This is a genomic window from Flavobacterium fragile, from assembly GCF_023634865.1.
GTDB classification, from domain to species: Bacteria; Bacteroidota; Bacteroidia; order Flavobacteriales; family Flavobacteriaceae; genus Flavobacterium; species Flavobacterium fragile.
This window is the reverse complement of the sequence record NZ_JAMLJN010000011.1, coordinates 56659-80433: the sequence shown is the minus strand read 5'-3', so window position 1 is coordinate 80433 and position 23775 is coordinate 56659. Positions and strand designations below refer to the sequence as shown.

21 protein-coding genes are annotated in these 23775 nt (G+C 31.1%); 8 read left to right on the top strand and 13 right to left on the bottom strand.

What is annotated here, in order from left to right:
- Positions 1–126: 126 nt before the first annotated feature.
- The 10 genes from NAT47_RS11670 to NAT47_RS11625 all read right to left on the bottom strand — a co-directional run bounded on the left by NAT47_RS11670 (position 127) and on the right by NAT47_RS11625 (position 9574).
- Positions 127–639 carry a hypothetical protein gene (locus NAT47_RS11670; protein ID WP_250582967.1) on the bottom strand — a complete coding sequence of 171 codons (513 nt, stop codon included), beginning with the start codon at positions 637–639 and terminating at the stop codon, positions 127–129.
- 115 nt (positions 640–754) lie between these two features.
- Positions 755–2011: a rod shape-determining protein RodA gene (gene rodA, locus NAT47_RS11665; protein WP_250582965.1), complete on the bottom strand. Its 1257-nt coding sequence runs from the start codon at positions 2009–2011 to the stop codon at positions 755–757.
- Entirely contained in the window at positions 2011–3945 is a 1935-nt protein-coding gene (gene mrdA, locus NAT47_RS11660; protein WP_250582963.1) for a penicillin-binding protein 2, read from the bottom strand. Before mrdA ends, rodA begins: the two co-directional genes overlap by 1 nt.
- Positions 3942–4367: a rod shape-determining protein MreD gene (locus NAT47_RS11655; RefSeq protein ID WP_262918782.1), complete on the bottom strand. Its 426-nt coding sequence runs from the start codon at positions 4365–4367 to the stop codon at positions 3942–3944. Before NAT47_RS11655 ends, mrdA begins: the two co-directional genes overlap by 4 nt.
- 78 nt (positions 4368–4445) lie before the next feature.
- Positions 4446–5276 carry a rod shape-determining protein MreC gene (gene mreC, locus NAT47_RS11650; protein ID WP_250582959.1) on the bottom strand — a complete coding sequence of 277 codons (831 nt, stop codon included), beginning with the start codon at positions 5274–5276 and terminating at the stop codon, positions 4446–4448.
- Between the two features lie 10 nt (positions 5277–5286).
- Complete coding sequence (locus NAT47_RS11645; protein WP_250582957.1) at positions 5287–6315, bottom strand: rod shape-determining protein; 1029 nt, start codon at positions 6313–6315, stop codon at positions 5287–5289.
- A gap of 143 nt (positions 6316–6458) precedes the next feature.
- Positions 6459–7991, bottom strand: coding sequence for a bifunctional phosphoribosylaminoimidazolecarboxamide formyltransferase/IMP cyclohydrolase (gene purH, locus NAT47_RS11640; protein ID WP_250582955.1), 1533 nt, complete (start codon positions 7989–7991; stop codon positions 6459–6461).
- 228 nt (positions 7992–8219) lie between these two features.
- A complete protein-coding gene (locus NAT47_RS11635) occupies positions 8220–8426 on the bottom strand; it encodes a hypothetical protein (protein ID WP_250582953.1) in 207 nt (68 codons plus the stop codon).
- A 61-nt stretch (positions 8427–8487) separates the two neighbouring features.
- Entirely contained in the window at positions 8488–8976 is a 489-nt protein-coding gene (locus tag NAT47_RS11630) for a hypothetical protein (protein WP_250582951.1), read from the bottom strand.
- A 70-nt stretch (positions 8977–9046) separates the two neighbouring features.
- Positions 9047–9574, bottom strand: coding sequence for a DUF4738 domain-containing protein (locus NAT47_RS11625; RefSeq protein ID WP_250582949.1), 528 nt, complete (start codon positions 9572–9574; stop codon positions 9047–9049).
- Between the two features lie 91 nt (positions 9575–9665).
- Here NAT47_RS11625 and NAT47_RS11620 point away from each other — a divergent pair, with 91 nt between their 5' ends.
- The 8 genes from NAT47_RS11620 (at position 9666) to NAT47_RS11585 (ending at position 19084) form a co-directional block, all read left to right on the top strand.
- Positions 9666–10916: an ABC transporter permease gene (locus NAT47_RS11620; protein WP_250582947.1), complete on the top strand. Its 1251-nt coding sequence runs from the start codon at positions 9666–9668 to the stop codon at positions 10914–10916.
- A gap of 32 nt (positions 10917–10948) precedes the next feature.
- Positions 10949–11485 carry a hypothetical protein gene (locus tag NAT47_RS11615; RefSeq protein WP_250582945.1) on the top strand — a complete coding sequence of 179 codons (537 nt, stop codon included), beginning with the start codon at positions 10949–10951 and terminating at the stop codon, positions 11483–11485.
- A 76-nt stretch (positions 11486–11561) separates the two neighbouring features.
- Positions 11562–13772 (top strand): TonB-dependent receptor plug domain-containing protein, encoded by a 2211-nt coding sequence (locus NAT47_RS11610; RefSeq protein WP_250582943.1) that lies wholly within the window; start codon positions 11562–11564, stop codon positions 13770–13772.
- 282 nt (positions 13773–14054) lie between these two features.
- Positions 14055–14579, top strand: coding sequence for a hypothetical protein (locus NAT47_RS11605; protein WP_250582941.1), 525 nt, complete (start codon positions 14055–14057; stop codon positions 14577–14579).
- A 5-nt stretch (positions 14580–14584) separates the two neighbouring features.
- Positions 14585–15187, top strand: coding sequence for a hypothetical protein (locus NAT47_RS11600; protein ID WP_250582939.1), 603 nt, complete (start codon positions 14585–14587; stop codon positions 15185–15187).
- Positions 15188–15341: 154 nt separating this feature from the next.
- Positions 15342–15494, top strand: a complete 153-nt coding sequence (locus NAT47_RS11595) for a hypothetical protein (RefSeq protein WP_250582937.1) — start codon at positions 15342–15344, stop codon at positions 15492–15494.
- 430 nt (positions 15495–15924) lie between these two features.
- The gene (locus NAT47_RS11590) at positions 15925–16362 is read left to right on the top strand and encodes a hypothetical protein (RefSeq protein WP_250582935.1); all 438 of its coding nucleotides are present in this window, start codon (positions 15925–15927) and stop codon (positions 16360–16362) included.
- Positions 16352–19084: a T9SS type A sorting domain-containing protein gene (locus tag NAT47_RS11585; RefSeq protein ID WP_250582933.1), complete on the top strand. Its 2733-nt coding sequence runs from the start codon at positions 16352–16354 to the stop codon at positions 19082–19084. The genes NAT47_RS11590 and NAT47_RS11585 overlap by 11 nt, the downstream gene beginning before the upstream one ends.
- A gap of 48 nt (positions 19085–19132) precedes the next feature.
- Here NAT47_RS11585 and accD read toward each other — a convergent pair whose 3' ends face one another.
- From accD to tamL, 3 genes are all read right to left on the bottom strand, one after another.
- Positions 19133–19987, bottom strand: coding sequence for an acetyl-CoA carboxylase, carboxyltransferase subunit beta (gene accD, locus NAT47_RS11580; RefSeq protein ID WP_250582931.1), 855 nt, complete (start codon positions 19985–19987; stop codon positions 19133–19135).
- Between the two features lie 109 nt (positions 19988–20096).
- Complete coding sequence (gene fbaA / locus NAT47_RS11575; RefSeq protein ID WP_250582929.1) at positions 20097–21164, bottom strand: class II fructose-bisphosphate aldolase; 1068 nt, start codon at positions 21162–21164, stop codon at positions 20097–20099.
- A 48-nt stretch (positions 21165–21212) separates the two neighbouring features.
- Positions 21213–23762 carry a translocation and assembly module lipoprotein TamL gene (gene tamL / locus NAT47_RS11570; RefSeq protein WP_250582927.1) on the bottom strand — a complete coding sequence of 850 codons (2550 nt, stop codon included), beginning with the start codon at positions 23760–23762 and terminating at the stop codon, positions 21213–21215.
- Between the last annotated feature and the right edge of the window lie 13 nt (positions 23763–23775).

Below are 23775 nucleotides of genomic sequence, written 5' to 3'. Positions count from 1 at the left end.
AATTCATCCGATAATAAATCTTCTTTTTTCATAAGACTGTGTAAAATTTAAAATTAAACAAAAAAATAATGGGGTTTATAAACCCCATTATTTTTTCTACTTACACAGTTTATGTTATAGTACCTTTTAGTTTAGTTTGTTGTGTTTTTTTTGTGCAGTCTCCAAGTTTTTTTGGAGTTCTATACTTTTCTTTTCCTTTTTAAGTATTTTTTCTCTCCATTTAAGTTCGTCTTTGTCCGTTAGTTTTCCTTTAGATTTTAAACTTTCGAACTTATTTTTGGTTTTATCTAAATCTCTATTGTGTTTAGCAATTTTAGATTTACTCTTTTCAACATTCTTCTTTGCTTTAATTTTTTTAGCTTCTGCCTTTTGTAGTTTTTTAAGTTCTTTTTCGGCTTTTTTTTGAGCTTTAATGGCTTTATTTTTCTCTTTCTCTGCCTTTTTTAATTCTTTTACTCTTGTTTTTTCCGCTTTTAGCTTCTCTTTATTTAATTGTTCTTCCGTTTTAATTTTTTCTAAATCATTTTTTTGTACAGTTTCGACTGTTTTAACTTTTATGCTATCAGGTAGAATTTCTTGAGCTAATGTGATTTGTAAAGAAAATAGACAAACGGCTAAAATTAAAAGTTTTAATTTCATTTTTTTGAAGTTTTTACAATTATACTACAAAGGTACTAAACCAATTTGGATTTAATTTCGAAATTAATTTCTTTGAGGTATTTTCTGTTTATAATTGATTTTATAGCATTTAAAATTACCATTCATTAACTTTATTTGCATCTAACTTAATAAAGATAAAAAGTAAAATCGTAAATGCCCAAAGACTGGAACCTCCGTATGAAAAGAATGGCAGTGGAACTCCAATTGTAGGGAATAGTTTGATTAACATGGCAATATTCACAAAGAAGTGTGTAAATAAGTATGAAGCAACACAGTATCCATAAACTCGGCTGAATTTTGTTTTCTGATTTTCAGCTAGATAAATAATTCTCAAAAATAAAGCAACAAAAAGTAATATCACAGTGATACTACCTACAAATCCCCATTCTTCACCTACTGTGGTAAAGATATAGTCGGTGTGTTGTTCAGGTACAAAACCTCCCTTTGTTTGAGTCCCTTCAAGATATCCTTTTCCAAACAAACCCCCTGATCCAATTGCAATCATGGATTGATTCAGATTGTAACCTTCTCTTTTCATATCCACATCGTCACCAATTAATACATTGATACGGTCTTTTTGATGGGGTTCTAAAACACTGTCATACACATAGCTTACAGAAAATATAAATCCTGAAATAATTAAAAATAACAAGGTGTAAACTATGGGATTTCTAGAGATTTTTCTATTAAATATGTAGTGAATAATCATTACAATGATTGTTATTCCCACAAGATAAGATGGTTGTACCACTAAGGAGAGGAAAAACAACACTATTGCGATAACTCCCGAAAATATGTACCAGCTAGGTAGTCCTTCTCTGTTTAATACAAAAATTAAGGACAAGAATATCATTGCACTACCTGCGTCGGGTTGCATTAAGATTAATAATATAGGTATGCCAATAATTGCCAAACCTATTATTTGATGTTTGGTGTTTTTTAAATTAATTTGTGAGAAACTCAAATATTTTGCAAGTAATAATGCTGTTGCAGTTTTAACAAATTCAGAGGGTTGAAAACCAAATCCTCCAAATTGATACCAGTTGGTCTGTCCTTTTTTAGTAACCCCAAATACAAACAAACCTAATAATAGTATAATTCCAATGCCATAAAAGACAAAAGATAATTTTTCGAAAATTTTAGCATCCGTAAAAAGAATGATAAATATTAGAGGTATGGTAAGTCCAATGAATAGCATTTGTCTACCGTAAATTTGAGAAATATCAAAAATTGATGTTTCTTCTAGAGGTAATGAAGCAGAATAAATAGTCATCCATCCCATGATTACTAGAACGATGTAAAGTAATATGCTGATATAATCAATTCTATTTCCTACGCTTTGATTTTTCATTAGTTTTCTTCTTCCTCTTTTTTAGCGTCGCTAATATCTACTTTTATTTTGTTTATAGAATCTTCAACTCTTGTTGGATCAACTTTTCTTTGATAAATAATATTTTCGATTTTTTTATATTCGTCTTCTATACTTCCGGTAAGCATTCTGGTTTCTAAATCCTTCCTAGAAATTTTACCATTTACGAATTTTTCTATCATTAAAGTAGCAATAGGACCAGCCCAACGGCTTCCCCAATATCCGTTTTCAATAAATACAGCTATAGCTATCTTAGGGTTTTCTTGTGGTGCAAAAGCTACAAAAATAGAGTGATCTTTTAATTGATAGGTTTTTCCTGCCACTCTAATTTTGTTTTCGGCTGTTCCTGTTTTTCCACAAATATTAAGACCTTGTACTCTTAATCCTGCTGCAGTACCTATTGGGTTATTATAAACATCTGCCAGGCCTTGAATTATAGGCGGAAAATATTGTTTATCTATGGTAGAATAATGTTTTGTTGTATATTTTTTGTTTAAAGGTTGTCCTTTTATCTTTTTAACGATATGTGGTGTATAATAATAACCTTGATTGGCAACAACTGCCATCATATTTGCTAATTGAATAGGAGAGGTTAAAACTTCACCCTGACCAATAGCGTTTGAAATAATGTAGGAACTTCTAATTTTTGCTCCTTTGTAAGCTCTGTTATATAGTTTCGAATCTGGTACTAATCCTTTTGCTCCGATAGGCATATCGGTACCTAAAAACTGCCCTAAGCCAAAACTCTTAACGTGATTAGCCCAATTATCAACACTGTAATTTGAGTTTGTGTATTTTTCTATAATTTTTTTATAGGTATATCCAAAATAACTATTACAAGATTTGTAGGTTCCGTTATTTAATTGAAGTGTATGAAGTCCGCAATGACATTTCATAAAGCGTCCAAAATTTGCACCATGATTACAATAGAATGTTGTTTGTTCATCAATCACTTCTTCTTGTAAACCAATTAATCCAGTTATAATTTTAAAAGGAGAACCTGGAGGATAAGCCGCCTGAAGACTTCTATCATACAATGGTTTTGAAATAGAATCGTTATATAAAGCGGTGAAGTTTTTCGAACGTTGTCTACCTACTAAAAGTGCAGGGTCATATGTTGGTGCAGATACTAAAGCTAAAATTTCTCCAGTTTTAGGTTCAATAGCAACAATTCCTCCTCTTTTGTTAACCATTAATTCGGTTCCGTATTTTTGTAGTTCGTAATCAATGGTTAAGGTTAAATCTTTCCCTTGTTGTGCAATGGTATCAAATTTCCCTTCTTTGTAAGGACCAATAATTTTATTGTGTTTGTCGCGAAGTAAATATTTGACTCCTTTTACACCCCTTAAAATTTCTTCATATTGTTGTTCAACTCCTTGTTTTCCAATCAAATCACCACTGTTGTAGTACTTGTTCTTCTTTAAAATCGCATCGTTAACTTGTGTGATAAATCCAAAAATATTGGCTCCAAAGTTTACTTGATAATCTCTAAGAGAACGTTTTTGAGTGTAGAATCCTTCAAATTTTCTTTCTTTTTCCTGAAACGCCGCATATTCCGCTTTGTTTAATTGGGATAGAAAAACCGAGGGTAGCATTGGACTATATACTCTAGCTTTTTCTACTTTCTTTATGAAATCAGCTTTGGTAATGTGTAAAAGTGAGCAAAATTCGGTAGTATCAATATTTTTAATTTCTCTAGGAACCACCATGATGTCATATGACGGTTGGTTAGCCACTAATAATTTCCCATTTCTATCATAAATATAGCCTCGTTCAGGAAAATCAAATACCTTTTTAATTGCATTATTTTCGGACTGAAGTTTTAAATTTTCGTCAATTACTTGAAGATAAAATATTCGTGCAATCAGAATAATTGATGAAGTAATGATTATGGCTGGTAATAAAATTTTTCTCATCGCTTACTTGGCTTAATAATATAAATAGTTAGTAAACATATGATAAATGTAAATATCGTACTAAAAAAAGTTCGTGTTAGAATGGTAAATAATAAGTCGATTCTAAAGTACTCGAAAAAGAATAAAATAAAATGATGAATAAAAATGGCTAATAACAATAAGGTAATTCGTTCAGGTGAGATTTTATCAGCGATTTTTACAGTTTGATATTCGTAACTTAATCCGAAAGCAAATTTGAATAATGATGGTCTAATGTAAGCTAAAATCACTGAAGCCATCGTGTGAATTCCACCTGAATTACAAAATATATCTAACAGAATTCCCATAGCAAAACTACCTAAAAGTAACACGCTTTTGTTGCTGTTTACCGGATATAATAAGATGAATAATACGTACGGATAGGGATTGATATACCCAAACAAATTAATATTGTTAAATATTAAAAGTTGTAAGAGTAAAAAAACTACAAATCGGATACTATTTAAAACGCTATTATTCACTTATTTTTTGGGTTCTACGGTTGCTTGTTCGAGTTGTCTTTTTTCTTTTTTTCTTTTGTTTTCAATAACATAAACATAGCCTAAGGAAGTCATATCATTAAACAATCGAATATTAATGGTATAGTAATTGGTCTTTTTATCAATAAAAATTTTATCAATCTTACCGATTGGAATATTTTCTGGAAAAATGTCTGAATTACCTCCAGTTACAATAGAATCGCCATGTTTTAAGGAAGCTAATCGTGGAACGTCAATTAATTGAGCGAATCCCACATTCGTTCCATCCCAAATTAAAGAACCAAAATGATTTGAGTTCTTAATCTTGGCGTTAATTTTAGATTTTGTATTCAAAACACTTTGAATCGTAGAAAAATTAGTAGATGTCTTTTCAATAATTCCAATTACACCTCTGTCATTAACCACTCCCATATCTACCTCAATTCCTGAATTTGTTCCTGAATTTATAGTGATATAATTCTCTCTCGTGTTAAATGAATTTTTTACCACTTTAGACACCACCACATTGTAATTGTTAAGGTCGTTTCTAAATAAAGTTTTAGAAGTTAATATGGTGTCTTTTTTATTGAAAAGTAATTCTTTTAATAAGGCATTTTCTGTTGCTAAATCTTTGTTTTTTTGTTTTAGACTGAAATATTCGTTTACCTCATTCACTTTTTCGTAGTAAGCACCGGTGACTGCATTAGCTGAATTTACATATTCGCTACGGTGGTACGAATGCGATTTAATTACCAAAGAAAATGAGATGCCCAAAAGCAGCAAAAACAGCAATCGATGGCTGTTTTTTATGATAAAATTAATTATTTGCTGCATGAACTATTTTTTATTTGATCAGAATTCCTTTGTATTTGTTAACATTTTTAAGTGCCATACCTGTTCCTCGCACTACAGCTCTCAACGGATCTTCGGCAATATAAACCGGTAAATCGGTTTTAGATGAAATTCTTTTATCTAAACCTCTCAACATCGAACCTCCACCTGCTAAATAGATACCTGTGTTGTAAATATCGGCAGCTAATTCTGGTGGTGTTTGCGATAATGTTTCCATTACGGCGTCTTCAATACGTTGAATCGATTTGTCTAACGCTTTTGCAATTTCACGATACGAAACATCAACTTGTTTTGGTTTACCCGTTAATAAATCTCGTCCTTGAACTGACATATCTTCTGGAGCACTATCTAAATCTTCAGTAGCTGCTCCAATTTGAATTTTAATTTTTTCAGCGGTAGTTTCTCCAACAAATAAATTGTGTTGGGTTCTCATATAATAAATGATATCATTTGTAAAAACGTCACCCGCAATTTTAACTGATTTGTCACAAACAATTCCACCTAGAGCAATAACGGCAATTTCAGTAGTACCACCTCCGATATCTACAATCATGTTTCCTTTTGGTTGCATTATATCAACGCCAATACCAATAGCAGCTGCCATAGGTTCGTGAATCAAATATACTTCTTTACCATTAACTCGTTCCGCTGATTCTTTAACCGCACGCATCTCCACTTCTGTAATTCCTGATGGAATACAAATTACCATGCGAAGTGCTGGAGTAAATAATTTCTTTTTTAACGCTGGAATACTTTTAATGAACATTTTAATCATTTGTTCCGAAGCATCAAAATCAGCAATAACCCCATCTTTCAAAGGACGAATGGTCTTAATGTTTTCATGTGTTTTACCTTGCATCATGTTGGCCTCTTTACCTACAGCAATAATCTTGCCTGTAATTCGGTCTCTTGCAACGATAGACGGACTATCAATGACAACTTTGTCGTTGTGAATGATTAAAGTATTTGCGGTACCAAGGTCGATTGCGATATCCTCGGTCATGAAATCAAAAAATCCCATAGGTTTGAGAAGGGTTTAGTGTTTTTTGTATAAAATGTTCAACACGCAAAATTATAAAAATAATCTGGAATAAATACAAATAATAAGCGCATTAAAAAAAATATTTTAATGCGCCGAATAATTATGATTTTGTAAGTGAAATTTTAATGTTTAAAATGACGGATTCCAGTGAACACCATTGCCATGTTATTATCATTACAATAATTGATGCTTAATTCATCTTTAATCGATCCTCCTGGCTGAATCACCGCTGTAATTCCAGCTTTATTTGCAATTTCTACACAGTCTGGAAAAGGGAAGAACGCATCACTTGCCATAACTGCTCCAGTTAAATCAAATTCAAATGAAGTTGCTTTTTCAATGGCTTGTCTTAAAGCGTCAACTCTAGAAGTTTGTCCCGTTCCAGAAGCGCATAATTGTTTGTTCTTTGCAAATACAATCGTGTTCGATTTGGTGTGTTTACAAATTTTTGAAGCGAACAACAAATCTTCAATTTCTTCTGCTGTTGGAACTGTTGTTGTAACCGTTTTTAAATGGTCTTTTGAATCGGTAACATTGTCTTTATCTTGAACTAAAACTCCATTTAAACAAGTACGAACTGTTGTTTGAGGTAATTCAATATCATTTAGAATTAAGATAATTCTGTTTTTCTTTTCTTCTAAAATGTCAATCGCTTCTTGGACATAAGACGGAGCAATTACTACTTCGCAAAACAGTTGATTGATTTCATTTGCCGTTGCCACATCAATTTTTCCATTCGCAATTAAAACACCTCCGAAAGCTGAAGTTGGGTCACCTGCTAAAGCATCTAAATATGCTTCTTTCATCGTATTTCTAGTTGCTAAACCACAAGCGTTATTGTGCTTTAAAATCGCGAAAGTTGGATTATCGTTTTTGAATTCGTTCATTAAATTCACCGCGGCATCAACGTCTAATAAATTGTTGTATGACAATTCTTTTCCGTGAACTTTGGTAAACATTTTGTCGAAATCGCCATAGAAAAATCCTTTTTGATGTGGATTTTCACCATAACGCAATACATTTCCGTTTTGCTCGCTGATTTTTAAAACTGGTTCTTCAAAAACTTGATTGAAGTAGTTAAAAATAGCCGAATCATAATGTGAAGAAACATTAAAAGCTCTTGAAGCTAATAATTTTCTGTTTTCTAAAGTTGTAGCGCCGTTATTTTCAGTGTAGAAATTTAAAAATGGTGCATATTGCTCAACTGAAGGAACAATTACCGTGTCTTTGAAATTTTTAGCTGCTGCTCTAATTAACGAAATGCCACCGATATCGATTTTCTCTATAATATCTTGTTCGCTGGCACCAGAAGCAACGGTTTTTTCAAACGGATACAAATCCACAATCACTAAATCGATTTGCGGAATGTTGAATTCTTTCATTTGTTCCACATCACCTGCATGGTCTTGACGGTTCAAAATTCCACCGAAGATTTTAGGATGCAACGTTTTTACTCTTCCTCCTAAAATTTCAGGAAAAGCTGTAATATCTTCTACAGCAACTACAGGAATCCCTAAATCTTTAATAAAAGTTTCGGTTCCGCCGGTAGAATAAATGGTTACATTGTTTTGGTGAAGCGCTTTAACAATAGGTTCTAAACCGTTTTTGTCAAATACAGAAATCAATGCCGAAGCAATTTTTTTTGTTGTGTTCATGGTGTTGTGTTGTTGTATCTGAATAGGTCTCAGATATATGTTGTTGTTTTATTCCGCTTCGCTCTATACAATTCGGAGCGCCTCGGGTTCGTGGTGCAAAAGTAGTTATACTTCTTAAAATAGTCAAACTTTATTGTTTTATATTTTTATTTAAGTATGAGTTTAAACGCAATGATGCTAGCGTGAGCGTGACGCTCGCGCTAGCTTTGGTTTTATATTTTTTTAAAATTAGATTATTGATTTTATCAAAAAACCTAATGAAGCAATTGCTAAAAAGATTATGATAACCCAATTCTCAAATGATTTTGTTTTTGTTTCTAATTTGAGGAAGATTGGATTTTTATCACGACCCGATAACCACCATTTATGAATTCGGTAGTAAAGAAATGATGCTAACCCAAATAGTATGCTTAAAATTAGATTTTCGTTTAGCATTTTGTAGCTTTTTATTTTGTGTTCACGAGCGTGACGCTTGCAAGAGCATTGAGTTATTTTGTTATTTATTTAAAATTAATAGCCCAGTTTCATCATCAATATAACTTGATATCTTGTTTTCAAATAAAATTTTAATAATAAATGCTTTTTCATCTTCATTTGTAATTCCTTTTTCAATCAAGTCATCATTGAAATAAATTTTAATGAAGCTATTTAACCCTTTTTTAAATTTATTTTTAATTTTTTCAGATTCTTTTACTTTTATAAATCCCCATTTTTCAATGTAATTTTCATTTATTTCTATATGATTTTTTTTAGAGAGAATTTCTTGAGTTAATAATTTATACTCTTGTTTGTTTTTATTTTGTGTAATTTGATAATATGTAAATAAATCATCATTTTCAATAATTGCCAGCCCGTTGTAATTTTTTGCTTTAATATTTAAAACTAAAAAATTACTATTTGAATTAAAGTCATTGGTAATTTTTTGAATGAATGAATCGCTTTGGGCTAAGTAAAAACTTAAAAAAAGATAAAATATTTTTTTCATTTTTAATTTATTGGTCAGGGTCTATAATTATAATCTTATGGCGCTAACACTAGTTTGTGTTCTGAAATATTTAATCTTCAATTTCATTTTCTAATTCTATAATTTTTTCACTTCCATCACTAAAGATCGTGTAGTTAAAGGTAAAGCAATTGCCAGACTCAGGAACACAAATATTAACAAAAAAAGTACAACTTGAATTAGATATTTTATTAATGTTAAAAATAGTTAGCTGATATTTGTCAATGTTTTCGTTAATAAAATTCTTGAATTTTTCTTTAATAAGAATTTTGTTAAGGATAACTTTGTTTTTATATTTAATCAAAAGATCTATTTGATTGTCTTTTACATAATCAGTTTCCTTTTTTCCATTATCATCAAAAACTTGATATGAAATACTATCATTTATAGTTGTAATTTTATATGTAATTTTAAACAAACCTCTCGTTGAATCTTTTTCAAAAATTAAAGTATTTGAAGTTAGTTTAGTTTTTTCATTTCCTGTTAATCTCTTTTGTTGGTAAATGTGGTTTTCTGTCTTCTTTTGACAAGAATAAATCATAAAAATTAATGTAATTGATAATAAATGTATTTTTTTCATTTGTTTGACTTTACTCCTCAAATATAAATAAATTCCCTTCAACTGTAACATTTTCACTCGATGTTCTACTTATTAATAATAGCTCAGTATTATGCTTTTATATTTACGATTACTTTCAGAAAGTTTCAGTTTTGCCATCAATGCATTGCGCAACAATAAATTGCGTACCCTTTTGTCGTTGTTAGGTGTTACTATTGGTATTTTTTCCATTATTGCAGTGTTGGCTGCCGTAGATTCTATGGATAAAAAAATCAAAGAAGATTTGAGTGATATGGATATGAATACTATTTATCTAATCCGTTTTTCATTTGGGCCTTCTGAAGTACCAAGATGGAAACGCGAGCAATTTCCAGATGTTACTTATGAAGAATATGAATATTTAAGACGTAATGTAAACGGAATTGACAAAATGTCGTTCAATTTATTTACTCGAAATGAAAACATCAAATACGAATCTAAAACCGTTAATTCTATTCGTGTTAAGCCTTCTACAAATGAGTTTTTTGATATAGAACCCGTAAAAATTGATAAAGGTCGTTTATTTAATGAATCGGAATCTAATTCTGGAAGTCCAGTTATTGTAATTGGAAGTGAAGTAGCAACGGGTTTATTTGAAAATAGTGATCCTATTGGAAAAAAAGTACGTTTGTATGGTCAACGTTTTACAATTATTGGTGTTTTAAAAAAACAAGGGCAAGGCATGTTTGGCGATAGTAATGACGTAGCCGTGTTTTTCCCTGTTAATTTCTTAAGAAAAATGTATGGCGATAATAGTAAGGCCTTAACACCAGCTATGTTAATTAAGCCTGAAAAAGGAATTGATATCGAAGAATTCAAAGCTGAATTACGTCAGAAATTAAGAAATTTTAGAGGTTTAAAAACAGGAGAAATTGATAATTTCTTTTTAAACGTTCTTTCTGGATTTACTGATTTTATTGATAATATTATTGGACAAATGAACATGATTGGTTGGATTATCAGTGCGTTTTCACTTTTAGTGGGTGGCTTTGGTATTGCTAATATCATGTTTGTCTCAGTGAAAGAAAGAACCAACTTAATTGGAATTCAAAAAGCATTAGGTGCAAAAAATAAATTCATTTTGTTTCAGTTTTTGTTTGAAGCAGTAATCCTTTCTTTAATTGGAGGTATTGTTGGTATGTTTTTAGTTTGGGTAATCGCTTTAATCTTATCTTCAGTATTGGATTTTGAATTTGTTTTAAGTGCTGCTAATATGTTATTAGGTTCAGGATTAGCAGCTGTTATTGGATTGATTTCTGGAATTATTCCTGCTATATCTGCATCTAAGCTAGATCCTGTAGAAGCCATCAGAAGCGGTATGTAATTTTTACTATATTTGGATATAAATTTTCCAAATTGAAAAAGCAAATCATCAGTCTTTTTTTGCTATATATGTTGATAGCGCCTGCTGTTGTAACTTACACTTGGTTACAGCAAAGAAAGCGTGCTGTTAAAAAAGAAGTAAAATGGAAAATGATTGCTGGAATTGACAAAAGTGAATTGGTGCTTTTAAAATTTTCTAAGTCTGAAATAGCATCTAAATTGAAATGGAAGCATTCCAAGGAGTTTGAGTTCAATAGTCAAATGTATGACATTGTAGATAAAGTAATTTCTAAAGATTCTATCCAATATTGGTGTTGGTGGGATTATAAAGAAACGAAATTAAACAAACAATTAGATGAACTTTTGGTAGGTGTTTTTCAACATGATTCTAAATCTAAAGAGAAGCAAGATTTACTGTATAAGTTTTATAAATCGGTTTATTTTCAACCTGTTTTTTCGTGGTCACCATTTAAGCAAAATGATATTACAAAAATATCCTATGGATATAATAATAGATATCAAAGTTTATTTGTGTTTTCAGAAGTTCCTCCGCCCAATTTTCTTTTGTAAATTGTTATAATTCATTGCTATAACTATTTGTGGCGATGTAATGTGTATTTGATATTATAAAAGAAAAATTTAAAAAATGAAGAAAATAATTCTATATGTTTTTGTGTTATTTCCTTTTTTGGGGATTTCACAAACAGCACAAGATACTACAACAAAAGAATTAAGAGAAGTAATAATTTCAAATAAAGTTCCTAAAAAATTTACTGAATTACCCAATCAAGTTGAGGTAATCACAGCAAAGCAAATCGATTTTCAAAACTTTCAAACTACAGCTGAAATGCTTTCGAATTCAGGAGCTTTATTTGTTCAGAAATCCCAACAAGGAGGTGGAAGTCCAATAATTAGAGGTTTTGAGGCAAGTAGAGTTTTGCTAACCGTTGACGGAGTAAGAATGAACAATCTTATTTTTAGATCGGGTCACTTACAAAACGTAATTACAGTAGATGAAAATATGTTGGAAAATGTTGGGGTTTTCTATGGGCCGTCATCTACATTATTTGGAAGTGATGCTTTAGGCGGAACCGTTGCAATGACAACGAAAAGTGCTAAGTTTTTAAACGAAACTAGTAAAAAGTTTTCAGGTGGAATTAATACAAGATATGGAAGTGTAAACGAAGAAAAATCGGTTGCTTTTCATCTTAATTATGCTACTGCAAATTTTGCTTCGTTGACTTTTTTCTCCTTCAATGATTTTGGAGATTTGAAAATGGGAGAAGAGAAAAATCATAATGGGGATTATTTTGGAGAAAGACCTAGCTATGTTTCTACAGTTAATGGTGTAGATCAATTGAATGTTAATAGTGATAAATATACGCAAGTGGGTTCGGCTTATAAGCAGTATAATTTCATGCAAAAATTGGCCTATAAAACAAATTCAGGTTTTGTACACGGATTAAATCTTCAATATTCGACTACTTCTGATATCAATCGTTATGATAGATTAACAGAAAAAACAAGTTCTGGATTAAAATTTGCTGAATGGTATTATGGTCCACAAGAACGGTTATTGGCAATTTATTCTTTGCAAAAAGATAAAGCGTTTTTGAATAGCGATTTAAAAATGAATGTTGCTTATCAGAATGTAAAAGAAAGTCGTCATAACAGAAGATTCAATAATTACAACTTGCAGCACAATGAAGAGAATGTAAATATGTTTTCGGTTTCATTAGATTTGGACAAAAAATTTACTAAAGGTGAATTGTTTTATGGTTTTGAATCTTATTATGAAACTTTGAAATCTACAGCGTATGCACAAAATATTAATACAGGAGTTGTAACCAGTATTAGTACACGTTATCCAAATGGAGATAACAATATGATGCGTAACGATTTTTATGTTTCTTATAACGAAAAGATGTCAACAAAGACTTTTTGGAATTTTGGAGCAAGAGCAGGGTATACTTCATTAAAAAGTACAATAACTGATAATTCAGTCTTTGCATTACCATTTGATGAAATTTCTCAAGGTAATTTTACCTATAGTGGGACTTTAGGAATTACGCATAATACTTCAAAAAACTTTGCTTTAAAAGCGAATGTAGCTACTGGATTTAGAGCACCAAATATTGATGATTTAGCTAAAGTTTTCGAATCGGTACCAGGTTCATTAAGTTCTTTAGGGACTTTAATTGTTCCTAATGAAGATTTAAAACCTGAAAAAACAATTACAGGAGATTTAGGAATTGTAGTTCAATCGGATTCTAAAAAAGTAAAATTAGAAAGTATTTACTTTTATACACGATTATATGATGCGATTGTAACGGATGATTTTACATACAACGGACAAAGTATTGTTTCCTATAACGGATTTGATGCTCAAGTGAAGGCCAATCAAAATAAAGGAAAGGCTTTTGTTACTGGATTTTCAACTAATTTAAGTGCTTATATTGTTTCAGATTTGTTGTTTAATGCAAATTTTAATTATACATTAGGTAGAGTAGTAGAAGATGGTTCTCATAGACCTTTAGATCATATTGCGCCTTATTTTGGGAAAGTTGGATTACAGTATACATACAACAAACTTAATTTAGAAGGCTATATGTTGTACAATGGTAAAAAGGATATTAAAGATTATTCAACAAGTGGCGAAGATAACGCTCAATATGCGCCAGCAAATGGAATGCCAGCTTGGGAAACCTATAATTTTAAATTAGGTTATCAAGTAATCAATGGCGGAACATTTTTTGCCGGAGTTGAAAATATTTTAGATACACAATACAGAGTATTTGCATCAGGAATTAATGCTCCTGGAAGAAATATTTATGCTGGAGTGCGTTATAATTTTTAATCTAAAGTTTAGTTCTAAAAAAATCCCGATAGTTTTTAAAGGCTATCGGGATTTTGATTTTTATTAGTTTGAAGTTCTTAGATAACATTTGACTTTAAATTTTTACCACTAAATATTTTTTAACTTTATAAGATTTTGTTTTTGATTAAAGACAATTAAGGTTATTTAACTTTATTTTTAAAATTAAGCAAAATAGTTTTAATTAAACCGTAATAAAAACTCAAAAAAACCGTAATTTAACATAAAATAATAATTTAAATTTACAATTTTTAATTATTAAATATGATAAAAATAAGACACAAGACTATATTCTTTTTATTTTTACTACTAATAAATTGGTGTTATACCCAAAATAAAGATAGTAAAATAAGAATCTTTTCTGTTTCTGCAGGATTTGGTGGGTTTTATTTTAATGAAACTAACTCAGAAGGCGGTGGTGCTTCATTTGTTTTAAATGGCACTTTAGTATTAAATAAAAATTTATTTAGTTTATGCTATTTAACTGGTTCTGAAATAGGTGTGGTTGGAACTTCAACTTACAACTTTAATGAGTTTTCAATAGCTTATGGTAAAGCATTGCAGCTAAAAAGGTGGTTTAATCTTGAGGGTTTTGCTGGAATTGGTAATTACAATCAAAGCAGTAAAAACAGTACTATAATTTCAGGTAATACGTTGTCATTTCCTTTAAAATTAAATTTTAAATTTTTCTTTAATAAAAAAATGGGTATGGGATTAGAAAATACCTATTCTATAAATTCACTAAACAATAATTTGTCAACAAATTTAATTATTCACTATAATTTCTAATATTTATGAAAACTTTGATTTACATTTTATCATTTATTACTTTAACTGCTTGTAATAAAGATGACAACACAGAAACCCCGCAAGACCAATTACCTCCAATAACTACAACAGGAGCAAATACTGCTGGTTGTATTATAAATGGTAAAGTTTTAATTCCTAAAAATGGAAGCCAAGCAATTGGTGGTCCACCTATTTATGGATTAAATCTTGTTGGTGGTAATAATTTTAATGAGCCTATCATTGGAGATGATTACTGGCAACTAGAAATAGCTAATAAAAGAGATTCAAATTCAGCAGGAATAGTTTTATGGATTAAAGATATGCAGCAAGGAATTGGCAACTATCCTATTAATCAATCTAACGGAGAATTGTACGCAGATGGACCTAATAACAATCAAATTATTGCTGGAATTAAAGAAAATGGAATTCAAAAAATATATTGGTCTGGCAATAATTCAGGAACAATAACAATAACACGATTTGACTATTTTAATGGTATCTATTCAGGAATATTTAGTTTTACATTATACAACAAAGACAATCCAACAGAAACAATTAATATTACTGATGGAAGATTTGATATAAATGTAGCAACACTTAATCAATAAAAAAATAAAAAAAATCTATTTATTACTATCCTTAATTTCCATTGTAAGCTACTCACAACAAAAAAAGGATTGGTTTTTTGGAGCAGAATTAGGTTTAAATACTATCACATCCTTTAATTTAGGCGAGCCCAACAAATCATTTCAAGGTGGTATTTTGGCAGAGTATTATATGGGCAATCATTGGAGTTTAACCGGAAAAATAAAGTATTTTGAAACTGGAGTTTCTTTTTTTAAAGCAGGAACAAATGGAACTTATTTAGGGTCTGAAACCAAAGCCTTAATTTTTAAAGGTAACGTGTTGTCTTAACCGCTAACTGTAAAATGGAATTATAAATTATTTTCAAAATTAAGAGGAAATTTAAAAGTAGGGTTAGCTTATAATTTTGAAACTAAAAGCAACTATGAATTAGCTATTAACATAGATACTAATAAACCAAAATCTTTTGGAAGTTTTACTGCTGGATTTGGTTTAGATTATGCTTTAAATAAAAAAAAACCATCTTCTATTTAGATTTTGAAACCTATCAGTTGGGCGGTTATAAAGCTAATAATGGAGGATTTATTATTAATAAAGGTTATTATACAGACAATAATCTAATAAACATTGGCATCAAACACAATTTAAAAAAATAGATTATGTAAAAAAATATAAATAGAGAAAGCCATTACTAGGCGTAATGACTTCTCACAGCTGAAAAATGTTCTCCAAAACAATTTTAATAACTAAATCAAAAGTAATGAAAAAATCTATACTATCAACGCTATGGCTCATCTGTTGCCTTGTCAGCTTACCATTTTACAGTCAAGTTACATATACTGGACTTGACAAAGATTATACCCAGCGAATGGACGAAATATTAATCAATGTTAATAAAACACCAATTACTACGGGTATTTTATACGACCGTATAATGTCATTTTCCGATTTAGATTGGTTAAAAGAAAACGGTACTATTACCAATTCCAATTACCAACATTTCATTCAGAGTTGGAGTGAGTTGTATCGTTCTTCATACAATCCAATTTTTTTAACTTTAGAAACTTTAAAAAATAACATAAACGCCAATAATAATCCTAATATGGTTGATTTAGGAGTAATCAATACCAAAGAATTATATAGATTATGGTACGCCTACCACGCCGAGTTTAACAACAGCAAACGGATTGCTTTATAATGTTGCAGGCATTAACCCTTTTCTTGAAAAACAAATTACCGTTATTGCTCCATTAAAAGAACGTGTAACCTCTGGTACAGTAACATTTAGGTTGCTGCCTTCATTTATGCTACAACTTACAGGTTTACCTATTAAAAACTTAGTAGCAAACTTTGGCACAACTACCAACTATAATTTAATTACAAATAGTGTAGTTTCAACAACAAACCCAATTGTAAATTTCACTACTAGTGGTACAAAAACATTCACATTTACCGTTACTTTCAGTAATAATACTACCGAAACACTTACAGCCAGTATGTATATAGAAGTTCCTCCTGTTGCAACAACAACATTTAGAGCAACAACAGCATTTCCTCTTGAAGAGGATTTTGTAGGAACAGATGGAATAACAACTGAAACAGCAGGAAATATTGCTTTTCAAGGATATAACGAAACCACAGAAACCAAAGGAACTTTAGAATACCGAACCTATTATAATTTAGTTACTAACGATGGTTCTACTCAATCTAAAATTAGAAAAGAAATCATTATTCTTGATGGATATGATCCAGGTGATGGAAGAAAAATTTATACTGAAAGTTTAGGATATAGCCAAGATAAAAGCAGTCTTTATGAATTAATGTATTATGACCATGATAATAACCCAGCAACATTAAAAGAAAATCTAGTAGAAAAACTTCGAAATGCCCCCTATGGTTTTGATGTTACATTGGTTAATTTTCCTGCTGGAGCAGATTATATAGAAAGAAATGCTATGGCGGTTGTTTCATTATTACAAAGAGAAACCGCTAAATTAGAGGCAAATGGTAGTACCGAAAAAATTGCGCTTATTGGACCAAGTATGGGTGGGTTAATTTCTCGTTATGCCCTTGCCTACATGGAAAAGAACAATTTGAATCATAATACAAGACTTTGGGTAAGTTTTGATAGTCCGCATTTAGGTGCAAATATTCCAATTGGTGCTCAAGAAAATTTATATTTTTATGGCTATAAAGGGCGGAAAGACCAAGCTAAAATTAAGTTTGACGAAAATTTTCGCTCACCTGCGGCTCGCCAAATGCTAATAGAACAGTTAGATTATGTTCAAGAAAATGCTCCTTATCCAACAGATTTAATGCCAAACGGTACGGTTTCAAACGGAGGAAATAATAATACAAATTTTAGACAACAATTTCAAACAAGATTAAACACAAATGGTTTAGCGGGTTCAAGTGGTTATCCTCAAAATGTTAGAAAAATTGCAATGATAAATGGAACAACTAACGGAACAAAAACTAACACAGAGAATCAAATGTTTTTAGAATTAGCTGCATTTAAAATCATAAAATATGGGCAAATATTTGGAACACCTTTACAAACGAAAATTAATGTTGCAAGAATTGAAGACAGATTTATGGGAACACCATATTCAACAACTCAAACATTTTCTGGAAAAGCAATCTATTTTGCAGGTTGGAACAACAATTTCCCTTATGCCATAAACGGAATAGTTACAAGAACAAATATTAACCCAAGAGGTTCTATGGATAATGTTCCTGGGGGAACTTTCAATACTCAAGGAATTATTAAAGATGAATTTGATGTAGCATTAAATGAACAAATACCAGGCAGAAAAAGTATTGAGTGGAGAACTTATACACCAAATCACGCTTTTATACCAACAGTAAGCTCATTAGCATTCAAAAACCCAAATTTTAACTGGTCAACTGCTTTAAATAGAAATTTAGTGTGTGATCCAAATAATAAAGAAATTTATTTTGATTCCTATTTTGCACCAAGTAAAAACGAAGAACACGTTTTTGTGTCTGCTGAAAATGCAAATTGGTTAATTAAAGAACTAGAGGGCAATGCACAAGTTCCACATTTTCCTATAGGAAAAAATGTGCTAAGTGGTCCAGATTCTTTTTGTACAAATGCTACATATTCATTCAATGATGTTTGTAAAATTCCAAGCGTACCCGTTTGGTCTGTTTCTGGCAATATTCAAATTATAAATCAAACAGATTATGCTGTAGAAGTCGTTAAAACAAATGCAGATGCTTATGGGTATGCAGAAATTACAGCAACTTTTCAAAATGGACAAAAACTAATTAAAAAAGTTTGGATTGGTCAACCCTATATTTTTGGTTCAAATCCATCTCCTGCCGAGCTTGAATATTTTGTTGATGTTAATTTATGCCCAGTTGAGACACAAACCTTATGCTTAGGTGGGGATACCTATGAAAACAGAAAAACAATTTGTGTTGCAGGTTTAGATTCAAATTCGCAATGGGAAATTGTAAAATTGTCAGGTAATTTTAATTGGAATAGAAGTAATAATGTATTATATATACACCCTTATACATTAGGACAAATTTCATTTAAGGTTAGAGTAAGTAATAGTTGTGGTTTTTCAAATTGGGTAACATTTACATTAAATGTGGACAAATGTAATAGTAATGGATTTTTAATGAGAGGAGATGCTTTAACAACTTACATGATTTATCCAAATCCTTCAAAAGATATGGTTTACATTGATTTAAGAGATCAAAATAATTTACCTGAAATAAAATCAAAAGTATATGGAGAATTATATGATTTGATGGGTAATTTAAAATCAAATGTTGAAATTGTTGATCATAAAGCAGTTTTTTCTGTTAATGGTCTTAATAAAGGTATTTACGTTTTAAAAATTTATATAAATGGTAATGAAGAAAGCCATCAAATTGCTGTAGAATAAAGTAAAACTAAAAAACCGTCTTAAATATTTAAGACGGTTTTTTAGTTTTTATCTAATTTCTTGATTTTGAATCAAATCCAAATACAAGTTGATTTTGTTTTTTAATTCTTTTCTGTGAGCGATGAAATCTAAGAAACCGTGCTCTAATAAGAATTCAGAAGTTTGGAAACCTTCAGGTAAATCTTTACCAGTAGTGTCTTTTACAACACGAGGTCCAGCAAAACCAATTAATGCTCCTGGTTCGCCAATGTTGATATCTCCAAGCATTGCATAAGAAGCAGTAGTTCCACCAGTAGTTGGATCAGTACATAATGAAATGTATGGAATTCTTTCTTCTGCTAATTGCGCTAATTTTGCTGAGGTTTTAGCTAATTGCATTAATGAAAATGCAGCTTCCATCATACGAGCACCACCTGATTTAGAAATCAATACAAATGGAATTTTGTGTTTAATAGAGTAATCAATAGCTCTTGCAATTTTTTCACCTACAACCGCTCCCATAGAACCGCCAATGAAAGCAAAATCCATACAAGAAACTACTAGCTCTTTTCCTTTCGATTTTCCAACACCGGTACGAATCGCGTCTTTAAGTTTGGTTTTAGCCATCACATCTTTTAAACGCTCACTGTACTTTTTAGTGTCTTCAAATTTTAACGGGTCTTTAGAAGTTAAATTTGCATCTAACTCTGTAAACTCATTGTTGTCGAATAAAATTTCGAAATATTCTTTACTGCCAATACGTACATGATAATCATCTTCAGGACTTACCCATAAGTTTCTCGCTAATTCGTCTTGATCAACAATTTTTCCTGTAGGCGATTTATACCATAAACCTTTTGGCATATCTTTTTTAGCTTCTGTTGGAGTTGTAATCCCTTTTTCTTTTCTTTTAAACCAAGCCATAATTAAGTTAGAAGTTAGAAGTTAGAAGTTGGAAGGAAGACCTTAACTTTATCTAATTTCAATTAATAATAAATTTTAAACTTCGTACCTCGTACTTTGTACTTCGTACTTATAAAGTATTTACGTTATTTAAATCGGCAAAAGCTTGTTCTAAACGTTTGTTGAACGTAACTTCTCCTTCACGAACCCATTTTCTTGGGTCGTAGTGTTTTTTATTTGGACTGTCTGCTCCGTCTGGACTTCCGATTTGCGTTTTTAAATAATCAATTTTAGAGGTTATATAATCGCGAATTCCTTCTGTGAAAGCAAATTGTAAATCCGTGTCAATATTCATTTTAATGACTCCGTAAGAAATAGCTTCTCTGATTTCTTCTAAAGTCGAACCTGAACCTCCGTGAAAAACAAAATCCACAGGATTATGTCCTGTATTGAATTTATTTTGAACGTATTCTTGCGAATTTTTAAGAATTTTTGGAGTTAATTTTACGTTTCCTGGTTTGTAAACGCCGTGCACATTTCCAAAAGAAGCCGCGATAGTAAATCTTGGGCTTACTTTCATTAATTCTTCGTAAGCATAGGCTACTTCGCTAGGTTGCGTATATAATTTTGAGCTATCTACATCTGAATTGTCCACACCATCTTCTTCACCACCAGTGATTCCTAATTCGATTTCTAATGTCATGCCCATTTTGCTCATTCTTTCTAAATATTTTTTAGAAATTTCGATGTTCTCTTCGATTGGTTCTTCAGATAAGTCAATCATGTGAGAACTATATAATGGTTTTCCAGTTTCAGCAAAATGTTTTTCAGAAGCATCTAATAAACCATCAATCCACGGTAAAAGATTTTTCGCGCAGTGATCGGTGTGTAAAATAACCGTTGCCCCATAAGCTTCTGCTAAAGTGTGTATATGTTTTGCACCCGCAACTGCTCCTAAAATAGCTGCTTGTTGGTTTTCGTTTGACAAACCTTTTCCAGCATTAAATTGAGCACCTCCATTAGAAAATTGAATGATAACTGGGGCATTTAATTTAGCAGCTGTTTCTAAAACACCATTTATGGTACTAGACCCTACAACATTAACAGCAGGTAATGCAAATCCTTTTTGTTTAGCGTAATTAAAGATTTCTTGTACTTGATCTCCGGTTGCAACACCAGGTTTAATATTGTGATTCATAGTTGTACGTTTTTGGTTATAGATGTGCAAAAATAATAATTTAAAAAATTAGAACGGATAATTAATACCAAAATTTAGCACCGTTTTGCTAAAGTTGATTCCTTTTACCCATCGGTCACCCACTTCTCTAGCCGGATCATAGGCTTTGTAACCCAAGTCGAAACGAAATACGAAGAAATCAAAATCATATCGTAATCCTATTCCAGAACCAACCGCTAAATCTTCTAGTGAGCTTATTCCGTTAAAAGTGTAATCTTTGTCTTTGATGTTATCAAATACGTTCCAAATATTGCCAATGTCGGCAAAGAAAGCACTATAGAAGTTGCCACCTACTCTGAAACGATATTCCAAACTGTAGGCTAATTTTAAGTTGGCCTCGTTAAAATCGTTTATTCCACCACTTCTACCTGGACCTAAGCTGTAGGCTTGCCATCCTCTGTTGTCGTTTGAACCTCCTGAAAAATAACTTCGTGAAAAAGGGATAGAATTTGCATTTCCGTAAGGAACAGCTAAACCTGCAAATGCTCTCATGGCTAGTGTGTTTTTCTTGCCAAAATCCCAATGTTTGATGTAATCTACTTCAGCTTTTATATATTGTGAATATTCGATTCCAAATAATGTTTTATTGCCATTAGTGCTTAGTTGCTCATTTTTTGTTCCAGCTAAAAGCGATAAAATATTTCCTGCAGATTCAATTTTAGTTCTAATGGAATAAAAGTTGTTATCCAATAAGTTCGCTTTAGTGTTTTTGAAGAAGGTGATACCAGTAGAAACAATAAGGTTGTTTTCGATTAAACGATTTCTTCTCTCTCCAATACTTCGTATGATTTTGTATTCATTATCATCAGGAGTTAAAGAGGTTAATCCACTTCTAACATCGTTAATAAAATTGATAGCCCCTTGCGTTGTTAAGCTTCCGTTTTCTAAATTATTGGGGTCAACATTATAGCTTTGAGCTAAATTATTTAGAGTGTTATAAGATGATGAATATACATTAAAATAATTTCCAGGATTTAAGTTTTTAATGAATTGTACATTCAATAAATCCAAACGAATGCTATTGTTTTGCTTAGGTGTCCAATTGTAACTGTAAACTCCGGTTAAGTTTTCTTTATCAAGTCCAATGTTGCGTTGGCTAGTAATACCAATGGTTGCTGTAGTGGTTGGCAGCATTTCTTTTCTGACTATTTTTCTAGTATCTATTGGAAAAACAATTCTTGGGAAATTCAATTTCGCTTCCAATCCATACTCCGAAATATTAAAGAACACGTTGTTTGGATTCGCTAAATCTCTTGACGAACCAATATTTCCTTTTGCTGATAATTCAAAAGTTTCGGCTCTTTTGAATAAGTTTCTCCAAGTGAATGCCATTCTTCCGCTAATTCCGAACTGTTGAATATCGGATGTGGTAAAATCTAACGAAGGTTGCCAAATATACTTGGGTTTACTAATTAAATAAATATTAGCAATTAATGATGATTTAGTAGTATCTCTTTTGTCTTCAACGTATTCAATATTTGGATAGTTAAAAACTTTTAAATTGCTCAATGATTTAGAAGTTAACGTTCTGTCGTTATCACTAAATAGTTTTCCTTGTTCAATGAATATAGCATTGGTAATCGCTTTTGGTTTATACTTTAGTTTTCCGGCACTATAAATGTTGAAATTGCGAAACGTAATACTGTCGTTAAATTGATTGCGTTCTTTTCGAGAAGTATTGTTGGTAAAAACATTAACTTGACTAATTTTATAGACTGAAAATGGTTTTTTAATTAACGTATCTCCATCTTTAACCAATCGATCTTCAATCTTTAAATTGATGGCCATTTTTTGGATTGAATCATCAATTATAGCATCATATCGGACATTACTCTCTTGAAAATGATAAACGCCATTATTTCTTAAAAATTGAGTGATTCTTTTTCGCTCGGTATCAAAATTAGTGAAGTTGTATTGCTCTCCTTTTTTTACAAAAGATTTTTTTTCAATTGTAGCATATAAGCTATCCACAATAGGGCTTTCAATAATTTTGGTAATCGAATCTATGTAATAAGGTTTTCCTGTGGTAATGGTATAAATTACCTTCCCTTTTTTCTTACCTACAGAATCAATTTTGCTGGTGACTTTATTGCGAATAAAACCATTGTTGTAGTAAAACCCGCTTAATCGTTCCTCTGATTTCGTTACCTTTTTAGAATCGATAATTACAGGAGCTTCACCAGTTTCTTTTGCAAAATTTGACAACCCACTCACAAAAAACGATTTGCCTAAACGTTCTACTTGCTTAGCAGAAAGAAAATTGTTCAATCTTTTAATCCGATTTGGTTTTCTATTTAACCATGCCTGATAAGAGGAATCCGGATTAGGTTTGGCTAAATTGTATAAGGTTAAGCCAAAGGGATAACTTAGAAAATTAGTATTAGGTTGTTGCACTACTAAATTATTAATGCGGTCTTCTTTTGCTAATTTATCATTAACAAAGATTTCATTTTTGGTTAATAATTGTTTGCTTTCGGGTACACGTTTTACTAACGAACACGAATAAATTATTGTTCCGATTCCAAATAATAATACTATTTTTGATAAATATTTTCCCAAGGTGCTTTTCAAA

Excerpts from the sequence above, each read along its gene's own strand:
- NAT47_RS11600 (WP_250582939.1), top strand. The coding sequence starts at position 14,585 with ATGAAAACTTTGATTTACATTTTATCATTTATTACTTTAACTGCTTGT.
- NAT47_RS11590 (WP_250582935.1), top strand. The coding sequence starts at position 15,925 with ATGAAAAAATCTATACTATCAACGCTATGGCTCATCTGTTGCCTTGTC.
- rodA (WP_250582965.1), bottom strand. The coding sequence starts at position 2,011 with ATGAAAAATCAAAGCGTAGGAAATAGAATTGATTATATCAGCATATTA.
- NAT47_RS11630 (WP_250582951.1), bottom strand. The coding sequence starts at position 8,976 with ATGAAAAAAATATTTTATCTTTTTTTAAGTTTTTACTTAGCCCAAAGC.
- NAT47_RS11620 (WP_250582947.1), top strand. The coding sequence starts at position 9,666 with ATGCTTTTATATTTACGATTACTTTCAGAAAGTTTCAGTTTTGCCATC.
- NAT47_RS11670 (WP_250582967.1), bottom strand. The coding sequence starts at position 639 with ATGAAATTAAAACTTTTAATTTTAGCCGTTTGTCTATTTTCTTTACAA.
- NAT47_RS11645 (WP_250582957.1), bottom strand. The coding sequence starts at position 6,315 with ATGGGATTTTTTGATTTCATGACCGAGGATATCGCAATCGACCTTGGT.
- mreC (WP_250582959.1), bottom strand. The coding sequence starts at position 5,276 with ATGCAGCAAATAATTAATTTTATCATAAAAAACAGCCATCGATTGCTG.
- fbaA (WP_250582929.1), bottom strand. The coding sequence starts at position 21,164 with ATGAATCACAATATTAAACCTGGTGTTGCAACCGGAGATCAAGTACAA.
- mrdA (WP_250582963.1), bottom strand. The coding sequence starts at position 3,945 with ATGAGAAAAATTTTATTACCAGCCATAATCATTACTTCATCAATTATT.
- purH (WP_250582955.1), bottom strand. The coding sequence starts at position 7,991 with ATGAACACAACAAAAAAAATTGCTTCGGCATTGATTTCTGTATTTGAC.
- NAT47_RS11635 (WP_250582953.1), bottom strand. The coding sequence starts at position 8,426 with ATGCTAAACGAAAATCTAATTTTAAGCATACTATTTGGGTTAGCATCA.
- accD (WP_250582931.1), bottom strand. The coding sequence starts at position 19,987 with ATGGCTTGGTTTAAAAGAAAAGAAAAAGGGATTACAACTCCAACAGAA.
- NAT47_RS11610 (WP_250582943.1), top strand. The coding sequence starts at position 11,562 with ATGAAGAAAATAATTCTATATGTTTTTGTGTTATTTCCTTTTTTGGGG.
- NAT47_RS11605 (WP_250582941.1), top strand. The coding sequence starts at position 14,055 with ATGATAAAAATAAGACACAAGACTATATTCTTTTTATTTTTACTACTA.
- NAT47_RS11625 (WP_250582949.1), bottom strand. The coding sequence starts at position 9,574 with ATGAAAAAAATACATTTATTATCAATTACATTAATTTTTATGATTTAT.